The organism is Tautonia plasticadhaerens (genome assembly GCF_007752535.1).
Classification (GTDB): domain Bacteria; phylum Planctomycetota; class Planctomycetia; order Isosphaerales; family Isosphaeraceae; genus Tautonia; species Tautonia plasticadhaerens.
Window position 1 is genome coordinate 2,371,443 of record NZ_CP036426.1, and the last position, 12,838, is coordinate 2,384,280.

A 12,838-nucleotide genomic window follows, 5' to 3' on the forward strand; every position below is an offset into this window, starting at 1 on the left:
CGGCCACCTCGAACAGGGTGTCGCCCGCTTCCGGGAGGCCGGGCCGATGCTCGAACGCCTCGCCGAGGATGCCCCGAACCGGGTCGACTACGCCAGGCAGCGGTCGCAGATCCAGGGCTTGCTGAACGTGGCCCTGTTGAGGCTCGGCCGACCCGAGGAGGCGGCCCCGGTCGGCCAAGCGGAACTGGAGCTGACCCGGTCGCTGGCGGGACGCTATCCCGAGGACCATGCGCTCCAGCACGACTACGCCGTGGTGCTCGTCAACCGGGGCGCGATGCACGGCATGAGGGGCGACCACGAGCGGGCGGCCGGGTTGTTCGGCCAGGCCGAGCCGATCGCCAGACGGCTCTCGAACGTCGAGGGCGGGACCGTCCGGGACCGCCTGCTGCTGGGGAACGTGCTCACCATGCAGGCCGCCTCCCTGCACGAACTCGGCCGGGATGAGGACTGCCTGCCCCTGCTCGACGAGGCGGCGCGGATCTGGGAAGCGCTGAGGTCAAACTCTCCGGGCGACCGGACCGACCGCTACCTCATCAGCAACTCCTACATGCTGGAGGCGATAGTCGGCCTGGCGCTGGGACTCCCGGGCCGGGCCGCCGAGGCCGCCCGGCGGCGCCGGGCCCTCTGGGACGGCGAGGATCCCGGGCAGTTCGTGGCGGTCGCCGCCGACCTCTCCCGATCCGCCTCGATGGCCGAATCGGCCGAAGGGCCTCGCCCCGCTTCGGCCCGACATCGGGAGGCACTTGATGCCCTCGATGCCCTGGGGAAGGCGGTCTCCCTGGGCTATCGGGGCCGCCGGAGGCTCGCCACCGACCCCGCCTTCGACGCCATCCGGCCCCTCCCCGGATTTGACGCCCTGTTCGACCCGGGCTTCCCGAGCGATCCCTTCGCCCGAGGACCCGACCCCGCTGCCGGAGGCGGGGCAGGGGGGCGAGGGTCGTTCAAGGGGTCGCGGTGACCCCGGGTCGATCGTCGACCGCAATCGATCGTTCCCCGGCCCTCCCCTCGTTGTCGTCATCCGGGAGGGCCTCGGCCGGGGCGGTTTCCCCCGCGAACAGCGGGAGCGACTTGGCCACGCTCTGCACCACCCCCCACCCCAGGGGGATCAGGACGACCATCCAGGAGAGGGCCAGGACCAGCGGCGAGGTCTTCGCATCGTCTCGGGCCATGTGTGCCTCAGTTCCGGCCGGGCCGGTTATCAGGTCGAAGGAGGGGGGACGGCGGGGGTGAGGTCGGCCGGGTGGTGGAACCGCTCGTCGACCGGCCTGACGAGCAGGTTGCAGCCCAGGCCGAGCAGCAGCAGGCCGGCCATCAGGTACATGGTCAGGTTGTAGGCCTCGGCCCTCGGCACGCCCTGCTCGATCCGATACGTCGAGATGTAATTGACCAGTTGCGGGCCGAGCACCGCCGCCATCGACCACGAGGTGATCAGCCGACCGTGGATCGCCCCCAGGTGCATCGTCCCGAACAGGTCCCGCAGGTACGCCGGGATCGTCGCGAAGCCGCCGCCGTACATGGAGATGATCACCGCCGCGATCAGGACGAACAGGGCCACGCTCCCGGATCCCCGGGTCGCCGGGACGATCGCATAGAGGACCGCCCCCAGCAGGAAGAAGAGGCTGTAGGTCGCCTTCCTCCCCAGGAGGTCCGACGCCGAGGACCAGAACAGCCGCCCCCCCATGTTCGCCAGGCTCAAGAGGCCGGCGAACCCGCCGCCGACCGCCGCCGAGACCCCGAGCATGTCCTGGCAGATGAGCGACGCCTGGCCGAGGATGCCGATCCCCGCCGTGACGTTCAGGCAGAGCACCGCCCAGAGCAGCCAGAACTGCGGTGTCCTCCAGGCCAGGTGCACCGGCACGTCGGCATGGGTCACCAGCCTCCTCGGGATCGAGGGCGGGACATATCCCTCGGGTTTCCAGCCGGGGGCCGGGACCCGGATCGCGAACGCCCCGAACATCATGAAGGCGAAGTAGGCAATCCCCATCACCAGGAATGCCTGCCCCACCCCGACCGACTCGGCCGAGCGGAACGCCCCCATCAGCTCGACCCCTAGCGGCGCCCCGATCAGCGCCCCGCCGCCGAAGCCCATGATCGCCAGGCCGGTGGCGAGGCCCGGCCGGTCGGGGAACCACCGGACGAGCGTCGACACCGGGGCGATGTACCCGAGCCCCAAACCGACCCCGCCGATCACGCCGTATCCCAGGTAGAGCAGCCAGAGCTGGTGCGTCGCCACGCCGAGGCCCGACAGCCCCAGCCCGCCGCAGAAGCAGCAGGCGCTGGCGACGATCGTCTTCCTCGGCCCGACCCGCTCGACCCATCGTCCCAGGAAGGCCGCCGAGAGGCCGAGCATCACCAGGGCGATCGAGTAGATCCAGCCGACCTGGGGGATCGTCCAGTCCCTCCCTCCGAGCGACCGTCCCACGCCGACGACCCGAGTCAGGGGCACGTTGAAGACGCTGAAGCCGTAGATCTCCCCGATGCACAGGTGCACGGCCATCGCGGCCTGGGGGATCCGCCATCGGTTGAACCCGGGAGGGGCGACGGTCCGCTCCCGGTCGAGGATGCTGGCGATCGGCATGGGGGGATTGAGAAGGACTCGGGAGGAGGGCACGATTCCGGGTCGGGTCGGCCCTCGGCCGGCATCCGACAACGCGGCCACGCTAGTCGCCGCAACGGGTTGTGTCAAGGATCGGGACCGGACCTCCCCCGCGGCCCGGCCCGATCGGCCACCGGAGTGGCGTCCCCGCGACTCCGATCGAATTCGGCTTGATCTCGACCCGGATCCGCACTAGGATGGGCCTTCAGACAGATGTCGGAGAACGACGGCGGGTCGGGACCGACTGCGGAGGCGAGAACGGAGTCGCGCCGATGCAGGGCCTGCAGGCCGAGGACGCCTCCCGTCGCGGGGGGCCTCTGCTCGGGTGGACCATCGTGGCGTTTGCGACGCTCCTGGCGACCGGGTGCAGCCGATACCACTACCGCGAGCGGGCGGACCTGGACGTCTACGCGATCCAGGAGCAGCGTCGGCTCGACCCGAGATGGTCGGTGCCCCCCCGCCCGGTCGAGGCGGCGGCGCTGTCCCGGATGGCGGATCCGGACCCGCCCGACGCCGAGCCGGTCCCGCAGGACGACCCGGCCGCCCGGCTGTTCCAGGTCTCCCGGGGGCGGCCGTTCGAGTTCTTCGGCTGGAGGTCCCGCGGCTCCTCACCGATCGAGGATCTCTCCTGGCTGGAGGTCCTGCCCCGGCTGCCCGACGGCTCCGTCCCCCTGGATCAGCGGACGGTGATGCTCCTGGCCCTGGTCAACAGCCGGGACTACCAGTTCGCCGTCGAGGACCTCTACCTCGCCGGGCTGGGCCTGACCTCGGCCCGCTTCGAGTTCATGGTCCAGCCCTTCATCGGCACCATCCCGGCCTACCTGCGCAGCGGGGGCGGGATCAACGAGGTCGACCGCTTCACCTTCGACACCAACGGCCTGGTGCGGAAGCAGTTCTACTCTGGGGCCCAACTGCTGGCGCAGTTCACCAACGCCCTGGCCTTCGAGACCTCGGGCGGGGGGATCGTCAACACGGCGACCTCGGTGCTCACGGTCACGGCCTTGCAGCCGCTGCTGCGAGGGGGCCTGACCCGGATCGCCACGCAGGCCCTCTCGCTGGAGGAGCGCGGGGTGCTCTACGCCCTCCGCGACTTCTCCCGGTTCCGCCGGGCCTTCTACGTCGACACCGTGGCCCAGGGCGGCTACCTCGGCCTGCTCCAGCAATTGCAGGGGATCCGCAACGCCCGGGAGAACCTGGAGGCGACGGCCAGGAACCTCGCCGAGACCGAGGCCCTGGTCGCCGCCGGGCAGGCCGCCCCGATCCAGCGGGAGCAGGTCGCCCAGCAATTCCAGGCGGCCCAGCTCGGGCTGGTCAGCCAGGAGGCGAGCCTAGAGACGGCCCTCGACTTCTACCGGATCGGCCTCGGCCTGCCCCCCGAGCTGCCGGTCACGCTCGACGACGCGCCGCTGCGGATGTTCGAGCTGTCGGACCCCCGCCTCGAGACGCTCCGGGACCGCAACGAGGCCCTCTACCTCTCCCTGCTCCAGACCGACGAGGCGCCGCCGACCGGGCAGTTGGCCGAGGCCGCCGGCGCCCTCGCCGCCGAGTTCGATGAGCTGAGGGCCGTGCTCGGCGACCTGACCCGGGAGTTCGACGCCTGGCGACTCTCCCTCGGGCCCATCGACCCCGAGAGTGGCCGCCTGGTCCCCCCTCCCGAGGGGGCCGACCCCGAGGCGATCCGCCAGTTCGAGCGCGCCGAGCGGGCCTTCGACGTCCTGTTCGGGAGCGACGCTGATCGGGCCCCGCGCCGGGAGGACCGCCGGCCGGAGATCCTCGGGGAGATGGCCGGCCTGGTCCAGGGGATCCGGGGGCTCCCCTCCTCGGTCTTCGACGAGCCGGACCTGGGAGAAACCCGGGCGTCCTCCTTCCTCGACGCGGTCGCCGACCTCGGCGTCCGGCTCCGGGAGCTGGGTGAGCCCCCGCTGGTCGGCGCCCTCGGCGTCGCCCCCCGGCGGGTCGGGGTCGTGGACGCGATCGAGGGGGACATCCTCGAACTGGCCGCGTTGCGGGAGGCCATCGGGTCGGCCCCCGCCGAGGAAGTCTGGGAGGCGCTCCGGGACCTCGCCGGAAACGAGTTCCGGGCCCGGTATTCCGACATCTTCATCACCCAGACCCAGGTGAGGGTCTACCGGATCGCCCTCACCCCGGTCGGGCTCTCGGTCGACCGCGCCATCCAAATCGCCCTGGCCAATCGGCTCGACCTCATGAACGCGAAGGGCCAGGTGACCGACGCCTGGCGCAATGTAGAGGTAGCGGCCAATGCGCTGAAGGCCGACCTCAACCTCCGATACTCCGGCACCCTGGCCACCGACCCGGGCTTCGACGGGATCTTCCGGTTCGACGCCTCGGCCAGCAATCACCTGTTCGGCCTGGAATACGACGCGCCGCTGACCCGGAGGCTGGAGCGGAACGCCTACCGGGCCTCTCAGATCACCTACCAGCGGGCCCGGCGCGCCTACATGCTCACCCGGGACGAGGTCGCCCGGCAGATCCGGCTCGACCTGCGGAACCTGGCCCTGACACGCCGGCAGTTCGACATCGCCCGGGAGAGCCTCTTGATCTCGGCCCGTCAGCTCGAAGAGGCTGAATACACGCTCCGGACCAGCGACGAGCCGAACGAGAGCGTGACGCTGCTGCTGCTCAACGCCCTGAGCGCGTTGCTCGATGCGAAGAACGCCCTGATCGGCAACTGGGTCTCCTACGAGACGGCCCGGCTGACGCTGTACCAAGACTTCGACCTGATGGACATCGACGAACGGGGTGTGTGGACCAATGAGCTCGACCTTCGCACCGCCCTCGCCGCCGGGGGAGACCCCGGCGCCCGATCCGAGGACCGGCTCCTCGGCACCGACGTCGTCCCCCCCCTCCCGCCGCTCCCGGGGCTGGTGGAGGAGGCTGAAATCCCTTAGCCGGCTCGTCATGATCCTGGGCGTGGCCGGGTCGGCGGTCGGGTTCGCCTACGTGAACTCCGAGGCGCTCGACTTCGGCTTCGGCGGCCCGTCGTCCGACCTGCCGATCTCCAGCCTGGTCCGCCGGGGCACGCTCCGGATCGTCGTCACCGAGCGCGGCAACCTCCAGAGCACCAAGACCGTCGACGGCATCTGCGAGGTCCAGGGCCGGGAGATCAAGATCATCGAGCTGGTGCCCGAGGGCACCGAGGTGGAGCAGGGGCAGGTCGTCTGCCGGTTCGACACCTCCGAGATCGACCAGAACGTCGCCCAGCAGGAGATCAAGGTCCAGCAGGCCCAGTCCAAGATCGAGACGACCGAGCAGGAGCTGGAGATCCAGCGCAACGAGGCCGAGAGCAAGGTGCAGGAGGCCGAGGTCGAGCTGACGCTGGCCCGGATCGACCTGGAGAAGTACGTCGAGGGGGACTTCCCGGCCGAGATCAAGGACCTCCGCGGCAACATCGCCCTGGCCCGGATGGAGGTCGAGCGGAGCGCCGAGAAGCTGGAGCAGTTCCGGGAGCTGGTCCGCAAGGGATTCCGCAGCCCCGAGCAGCTCCGGGCGGTCGAGCAGGAATACGAGCAGTTCAAGAACTACATGGAGCGGGACGTGCTGAAGCTGGACGTCAAGGAGAATTACGAGCGCCGACGGATGGTGACCGAGCACACCTCGAAGGTCTCCCAGGCCCGCAGCAAGGTCGTCCGCTCGAAGGCCAACCGGATCGCCCAGGTCGCCAAGGCCGAGAGCGAGCACAACTCCGCGAAGGCGACCTTCGACGTGGAGCAACGCCAGCTCGACACCTTCCAGGAGATGAAGGAGAAGTGCACGATCATCGCCGAGCAGTCCGGCGTGGTCGCCTACGCCAACGAGGCCTGGTACGACTCCAGCCGGCAGATCCGGGAGGGGGCGATGGTCTACTTCCGGCAGAAGATCTTCAGCCTGCCGGACATGGATAGCATGCAGGTCTCGGTGAACGTGCACGAGTCGATGGTGAAGAAGGTCGAGGCGGGTCAGCCGGCCGAGGTCCGGCTCGACTCCTTCCCCGGCCTGGTCCTCAAGGGCACCGTCAAGAGCGTGGCCCAGCTCGCCGACTCCAACCGGAGCTGGATGAGCGGCGGCTCGAAGGAGTACGCCACCGTGGTGGCCATCGACGAGATGCCCGACGAGGAATTGCGCCCGGACATGACGGCCGAGGTCCGGATCCTCGCCAGGACGATCCCCGACGCCCTGATCGTGCCCGTCTCGGCCGTCGCCGCCCACAAGGGGGAGCACTACGCCTTCGTCATCGGCGACGGGGACGAGATCGGGCGTCGGCCGGTCGAGATCGGCGACTCGAACGAGACGCACGTCCAGGTCTCCTCCGGGCTGGACGAGGGGGACCGCGTCACCCACGACGCCCGGACCCGCCTCCAGCTGGAGTTCGGCGACGACACCGAGGGGGAGGACGAGCCGGCTCCCACGCCGGCCCCCTCGCCGGGCACCTCCCCGGCCTGACCGGCCGACCACCGCTCGCATCGGGGCGACCGACCATGAGACGCATGTGGACCGCCACCACCCTGGCCATCCGCAACCTCGGCCTGCACAAGCTCCGGGCGTTGTTGACGGTGCTCGGGCTGATCTTCGGCGTCGCCTCGGTCGTGGCCATGCTCGCCATCGCCGAGGGGGCCAGCCTGGAGGCCCAGCGGCTGATCGCCGAGCTGGGCGCCTCCAACATCATCATCCGCAGCGTCAAGCCGATGGACGACGTCAACTCCTCGCGCAACCAGGATGAATTCGTCCTCAGCTACGGATTGACCCACGACGACTTCAAGCGGATCACCGAGACCCTGCCCACCGTCGTCGGCGCCACCCCGCTACGGCACTTCCGCCAGAACGTCCGCAACCTGGACAAGGAGCTGGAGGCCCGGGTCGTCGGCGCCGTGCCGGGCTGCCTGGAACTCTCCGGCCAGGCCATCTCCCAGGGCCGGTTCCTCCAGCAGGTCGACCTCGACCGCTTCGCCAACGTCTGCGTGATCGGGCCGGACCTCGCCGAGAAGCTCTTCCCCTTCGGCGACACGATCGGCCGGTCGATCCGGATCGGCGAGGCCCACTTCTACCGGATCATCGGCGTCACCGACCGCAAGGTCCGCTCCAAGGGGTCGGGCTCGGCCCTCTCCTCGGGCGGCGACTTCGACTCCTCCGAGGACTTCGGCAAGGACGTCTACATCCCCCTGACCACCGACCGCGCCCGGTTCGGCGAGCTGATCGTCCACGACTCCCAGGGCAGCTACTCGGCCGAGCGGATCGAGCTGAGCCAGGTGACGGTCGCCGTCGACTCGATGCAGAACGTCGAGCGGACGGCCGAGGCGCTGGAAAGCATGCTGGAGCAATTCCACGACAAGCGCGATTACGCGATCACCATCCCGCTGAAGCTGCTGGAGAGCGCCGAGGCCCAGAAGCGGATCTTCAACGTGGTGCTCGGCTCGATCGCCGGCATCTCGCTGCTGGTCGGCGGCATCGGCATCATGAACATCATGCTGGCCACCGTGACCGAGCGGACCCGGGAGATCGGCATCCGGAGGGCCCTCGGGGCCAAGCGCCGGGACATCGTCTTCCAGTTCCTCGTCGAGACGGCGGTGATGTCCGGCACCGGGGGCCTGCTCGGGGTGCTGCTCGGGGTGGCGGTGCCGCCGATGGTGTCCAGCATCTCGGGCATGGAGGCGATCGTCCGGCCCTGGTCGCCGATCCTCGCCTTCCTGATCGCCGTCTCCATCGGCATCGTCTTCGGCGTCTACCCCGCCCGACGGGCGGCGAGCATGGACCCGGTCGAGGCCCTCCGCGCCGAGTGATCCGGGACCCTCCCGGATCGCGGACCGTGGTGGAGGCCGGGGTCAATCGAACGAGGCGAGCCCCCGGCCCGGCGGGCCTACCGACCCGCCCGGGTCAGCGTGTTCAGCAGGTCGACTGCCTCGTCGGCCCCCCTCACGGGGGTCATCGCCGTGGCCGCGATCCCCGAGGCCACCCGGGTGATGTCGTGGTCGACCCGGCCCTCCTCGGCCCAGGTCGGGCCGGGAGGCGAGGTGATGTAGACGGAGAAGGTGTGGTGGCCGGTGCCAGGCCGCTCCCCGATCACGTGCAGGATCGCCCGGGGTCCCTCCAGCCCGCCGAAGAGGGCCTCGCCGATCCGGTACCCGGCCCGGACCCGGCCCGAGGTGACGACGATCGTCTCGGGGGCGGGCCGGTAGCCCTCGGCGTCGAGCCGCTCCCGGAGCCGGTCGAGGAACGGGCCGAGGTGTCCCTCGTCGGTGATCGCCAGCGCGTTCAGGCCGTCGGAGACGACGACCTGCACGTCGAATCGCCCCCGGTGTCGCCCCCGGAGCCCCCGGATCGCCTCGGCCCCCCGGGCCGAGAGCCGTTCGCCGGACTCGGGGTGGACGATGTAATCCGAACGGTCGGCCGACCTCGTCTCGACGCGAACGACGCCGGGGACCTGCTCGACGAACCCGGGGGGAAGCTCGGCCCAGATGCTCCGCTTGGCGTCGTCGTAGATGCGTCGGACCGCCTCGCCGAGGCCCGGCTCCGGGTCCCAGGGCCGATCTCCCCGGCCCCGGGCGAGGAAGACGCCGTGGCCCCGGACCTGATCGATCCGGGCTTCCCCCTCCGAGGCGATCTCCTCGTCGCTCCTCGGGTCTCCCTTGAGCCGACGGTACTCCCGGTAGACATGGATCGGGTCGCCGAAGTGCTCGGTCGGCCGCCCCTGCGCGTCGATCACGCCGAGCCGCCGGAAGAACCCCCACATCCGGTCGTCGACCTTGTAGCCGAACCGCTCCCGGAGCCGGACGTGGTCCTGGAAGCCGGTCGTCAGGTAGCCGAGCATCGGGTCGATCTTCGTGGGAAGGGCCATCAGGTAGGCCGGGTTCGCCGGCAGGATGCGGTCGAGGCACCAGTCCAGGTCGTCGAGCGAGACGTCCATGTGCAAGGTCGAGCAGACGTCGAGCCCGATGCAGAGGCCGTGCAGCTTGCCCATCACGATGTCTTCCAGGCAGCACCGGACGAGTTGCTCCCTGGTCCGGAAGACCTCCGGGCCGATGAACCCGGCCACGTCGTTGAGGTGGACCCAGGGCCTCGGGTCGGTCGCCCCCGCCCCCTCCCTGGCGGCCGCGACGAGCCGGGAGAGCGCCCGGGCGAATCCATACTTGCGCGACTCGTGCAGGACCATGTCGAAGCCATGGCCGTGGCCGTTGGTGAAGTCGGCTCCCTGCCCGGTCTCGAAGTAGAGGCCGAACGGCCCGGTCCGCGAGGAGGCGTAGGCGCACATCGACTCGGTGTCGACGCCGAAGGTCCGGTTGGCGGAGTCGCTGCCGGCGATGCTCTGGAACCACAACGCCGTGCTGCCCGGCCGGAGGCGTTCGACCTCCGCCTGGACGTCGATGTGGGACAGCACGCAGTGGGGCAGGACGCCGTCGAGCCCGAAGGTGTCGAGCAGGTCCTTCAGCGCCTCCTGGATCGCCAGGACCGACTCGGGGCGACTCGACACCGGATTGTTGCCGAGCACCACGTCGCCGACCGCGAACGACCAGCCCGAGAAGACCTGCCAGCGGACGTCGTCCACGTCGTCGGTCGGCGAGTTCGGCTGGATCCGGGCGCCGAGGTACCCCTTCGCGCCGATCCGGCTGCCGGGCAGCGGGTTGAAGATCTTGGAGCCGACCGCGACCAGCTCCCGGTCGCTCATCAGCTTCACCACGCAGCCGATGACTTCGGAGGAGAGCCCGGGCATGATCGCCTTGATCTCGTCCTCGTCGCGTTCGAGCAGGAACCGCTTCAGCGCGCCGAAGGTCATCCCGGCGGTCGCCCGGGCCGCCTCGTCGTCCACGTCCGTTCGCAGCAGGTCGGTGAGCGAATCCCGCAGCAGGGGGTGGGCGTCGACCTCCCCGGGCCTCGTGTTGGCCAGCAGGGCCCGGGCATTGCCCCGGGACCGTTCGTCGGCGGCGGCGACGCCGACGATGGCGTCCCCCTCCTTGAAGACGTTGGCAGCGCCGAGGAGCTGCTTGAAGATCGCCTCGTCGAACCCCCCCGAAACGGAATGGACCCGCTGGACGAGCCCTTCGCCGGCCCGGGCCTCGCCCACGACGACGCCCGGCCCGGCCCGAGACGCCCGAAGGGCGCGGCCCGCCGGACCGATCGAGAGGACCGAGGCACCTCCCGCCAACACACCCAGGAAGGTCCGCCGTCGCATCACCGCCGTCACCCCTTCCCGGAGAAGTCGCCCCGGCGATCGTCCCGAGGACGGTCGCCCTCCGCCCGGCGGACCGGGCCAGGCCCCCTCAATCACCTCGTCCCTACGATACCGGCCGCACCTGGTCCGCTCCAGGACGAATCCGGGCGTCGGCCCCGGGACGTCACGGTCCGGCCGCCGACGGCAACTCGCCGGATCGCCCGCCGACACCGAAGAAGACACTCGCCGGACGGCCGATGGTCGTCGGGGGTCGAGCGTCATTTGTTCCGTTGATTCGGCTCGGTTTGAAGCGGCGGGCCACCCTCGGTTCCCTTTGGAGGTGCCGACGTCCGCAGCGAGCGGGCGTTGAAGTTCGACGTGGCGGAGATGGACGTGCCGGGCGTCTCGACGAGTGAGGTGGCCACCGTGAACGAGAGAGGGCGCAGTTCAGGCGACCTCGGGCCGTAGAGCGGCCACCCGGGCCGGCCTTCAGGCCCCCTCCACCAGGGCGTAGGTGCCTCCCATGTCCCTCCTCAGCTTGCCCCGGGCCACGAGTTCCTCCCAGACGCCGGACGGGTGCCCCGGCGGGGGCGTGATCCCGGTGATCCCCGACTTCCTCCCGCCGCCCCGGCTGAGCCCCGACTCGTCGTCGAGCCGGGTCAGCTTCAGCCGCTTCTTGAACGCCTTCAACGCCCGCTTGAGTTCGTCATCCGACGCCATGGCGTCCTCTCCTGGGCCTGGGATCGGCACCCGGGCCGGGGCCGAGTCTCGGCCGAGGGCCAATCCGGAGCCTCCACCCGATCAGCAGACCGTTCCGGCCCGATCATGCCACCGGCGGGCCCGATCCGCCATCGGGCGGAACCTCGCAGACGATGGGAACCCCGATCCGAGCGCCGATCCGGCCCGGTCGTGTGGTCCGTGGTTTACCCCCGGAATCGGGGAATTCGGGCGATCTCCCCATCGGGGCGACCCTTTTCGGACACGGCGACGTAAGCCTCCCCAGCTGGGATACGAGAGAGCCGGCGACGTTGATCCCCCTGGTCTCGGGCCTCGCACCCCTCCCTCGCCTGCCTGCCCGACGGGCCACCGACTCGGCACCGTTGTGCCGGGACCCAGCGCGTGATCGTCGGGTCCCGACGTCCCGTTCGAAGAAGCGAATCGCCTTGAAGAAAATATACGTCGGGAACCTGCCGTTCCAGGCCACCGGTCCCGACCTCGAAGCGTTGTTCGCCGGCTTCGGCGAGGTCGTCAGCGCCCAGGTTGTCGAGGACCGCGAGACCGGCCGCAGCCGGGGCTTCGGCTTCGTCGAGATGGGCGACGCCCATGCCGCCAAGGCGGCCATCGACTCCCTGCATGACCGCAAGTACGGGGGCCGTCGGCTGACGGTCAACGAGGCCAAGCCCCGCGAGGCCCGCGTCGGCGGCGGCGGCCTGGGCGATGGCGGCGGTCATGGTCGGGGCGATTGACCGATCCCGACATCGCCGAGACGAATGAGGGGAGGGCCGACGAATGGCTCCCCCTTACCGATCGACCTGGGACGCCGGGCGATCTCCCGCATCCCCCGCCTCGCCCTCATCCCATCCTCGACCAAGAACCGGAGGATGCGCCCTTCCTCACCCTCGGGCAGGGCCGCGCTTCGGGCGAGGGCCACGGGCACCGCCCGATCCGACCTCGGTCAGCGAGTCGTCCTTGTCGGCGACGACGGCGGCGTCGGCCCGGATCAGGAGCGACGGGTCGGAGGCGGCCCAGACCGGGGCGGACAGGGCATTCCCCCGCCCGGCGTGCGGAGCTCGGTGCCCCGGACCCGAAGGGCGTCGAGGTAGAGCCCCAGGGAGGGGATGTGGGGCGAGCGATTTCCCCCCCGAATCACGAAAAACCAGGGCGGGTCGGTGCCTCGTGGAACATGCGGCGTCACATGCACACCGACGAGCCGCACGCAGGCTTTCCGCAACGGGTTGCGGACGAGCGACTTGGAAAGAGCCACCGAAGAGAGTCGAACTCTTAACCCCCGCTTTACGAAACGTCTGCGGCCTGCGGGGACCCTGATCGGAAGGTGGGTCGCGCGAGTCGGATCGGTCCTCCGGGCGCGTCGCCCGATTGAT

9 protein-coding genes are annotated in these 12,838 nt (G+C 70.3%); 5 read left to right on the forward strand and 4 right to left on the reverse strand.

Annotated elements, in window-relative coordinates:
- The first annotated feature begins 46 nt into the window (after window positions 1-46).
- Entirely contained in the window at window positions 47-958 is a 912-nt protein-coding gene (locus tag ElP_RS09100) for a tetratricopeptide repeat protein (RefSeq protein ID WP_145268548.1), read from the forward strand.
- Here ElP_RS09100 and ElP_RS09105 read toward each other — a convergent pair.
- Window positions 942-1,169 (reverse strand): MFS transporter small subunit, encoded by a 228-nt coding sequence (locus tag ElP_RS09105; RefSeq protein WP_145268550.1) that lies wholly within the window; start codon window positions 1,167-1,169, stop codon window positions 942-944. The two genes, ElP_RS09100 and ElP_RS09105, sit on opposite strands and share 17 nt — an antisense overlap.
- A gap of 29 nt (window positions 1,170-1,198) precedes the next feature.
- Complete coding sequence (locus ElP_RS09110; RefSeq protein ID WP_145268552.1) at window positions 1,199-2,578, reverse strand: L-lactate MFS transporter; 1,380 nt, start codon at window positions 2,576-2,578, stop codon at window positions 1,199-1,201.
- Between the two features lie 290 nt (window positions 2,579-2,868).
- Here ElP_RS09110 and ElP_RS09115 point away from each other — a divergent pair, with 290 nt between their 5' ends.
- The 3 genes from ElP_RS09115 to ElP_RS09125 are packed head-to-tail and all read left to right on the forward strand — an operon-like array spanning window position 2,869 to window position 8,370.
- Complete coding sequence (locus tag ElP_RS09115) at window positions 2,869-5,505, forward strand: TolC family protein (protein WP_145268554.1); 2,637 nt, start codon at window positions 2,869-2,871, stop codon at window positions 5,503-5,505.
- Window positions 5,506-5,515: 10 nt separating this feature from the next.
- Entirely contained in the window at window positions 5,516-7,036 is a 1,521-nt protein-coding gene (locus tag ElP_RS09120) for an efflux RND transporter periplasmic adaptor subunit (RefSeq protein WP_145268556.1), read from the forward strand.
- 35 nt (window positions 7,037-7,071) lie between these two features.
- The gene (locus ElP_RS09125) at window positions 7,072-8,370 is read left to right on the forward strand and encodes an ABC transporter permease (RefSeq protein ID WP_145268559.1); all 1,299 of its coding nucleotides are present in this window, start codon (window positions 7,072-7,074) and stop codon (window positions 8,368-8,370) included.
- Between the two features lie 77 nt (window positions 8,371-8,447).
- On the opposite strand, the gene eutB is transcribed toward ElP_RS09125, so the two are convergent.
- A complete protein-coding gene (gene eutB, locus ElP_RS09130; protein WP_145268561.1) occupies window positions 8,448-10,757 on the reverse strand; it encodes an ethanolamine ammonia-lyase subunit EutB in 2,310 nt (769 codons plus the stop codon).
- Between the two features lie 468 nt (window positions 10,758-11,225).
- The gene (locus ElP_RS09135) at window positions 11,226-11,456 is read right to left on the reverse strand and encodes a hypothetical protein (RefSeq protein WP_145268563.1); all 231 of its coding nucleotides are present in this window, start codon (window positions 11,454-11,456) and stop codon (window positions 11,226-11,228) included.
- 443 nt (window positions 11,457-11,899) lie between these two features.
- Between ElP_RS09135 and ElP_RS39445 the strand changes: the two genes are divergently transcribed.
- The gene (locus ElP_RS39445) at window positions 11,900-12,202 is read left to right on the forward strand and encodes an RNA recognition motif domain-containing protein (RefSeq protein WP_231749592.1); all 303 of its coding nucleotides are present in this window, start codon (window positions 11,900-11,902) and stop codon (window positions 12,200-12,202) included.
- Window positions 12,203-12,838: the final 636 nt, after the last annotated feature.

Bases quoted from the DNA above. Each gene is read 5' to 3' on its own strand.
- ElP_RS09110 (WP_145268552.1), bottom strand. From the start codon at position 2,578: ATGCCGATCGCCAGCATCCTCGACCGGGAGCGGACCGTCGCCCCTCCC.
- ElP_RS09105 (WP_145268550.1), bottom strand. From the start codon at position 1,169: ATGGCCCGAGACGATGCGAAGACCTCGCCGCTGGTCCTGGCCCTCTCC.
- ElP_RS09120 (WP_145268556.1), top strand. From the start codon at position 5,516: ATGATCCTGGGCGTGGCCGGGTCGGCGGTCGGGTTCGCCTACGTGAAC.
- eutB (WP_145268561.1), bottom strand. From the start codon at position 10,757: ATGCGACGGCGGACCTTCCTGGGTGTGTTGGCGGGAGGTGCCTCGGTC.
- ElP_RS09115 (WP_145268554.1), top strand. From the start codon at position 2,869: ATGCAGGGCCTGCAGGCCGAGGACGCCTCCCGTCGCGGGGGGCCTCTG.
- ElP_RS09125 (WP_145268559.1), top strand. From the start codon at position 7,072: ATGAGACGCATGTGGACCGCCACCACCCTGGCCATCCGCAACCTCGGC.
- ElP_RS09135 (WP_145268563.1), bottom strand. From the start codon at position 11,456: ATGGCGTCGGATGACGAACTCAAGCGGGCGTTGAAGGCGTTCAAGAAG.
- ElP_RS09100 (WP_145268548.1), top strand. From the start codon at position 47: ATGCTCGAACGCCTCGCCGAGGATGCCCCGAACCGGGTCGACTACGCC.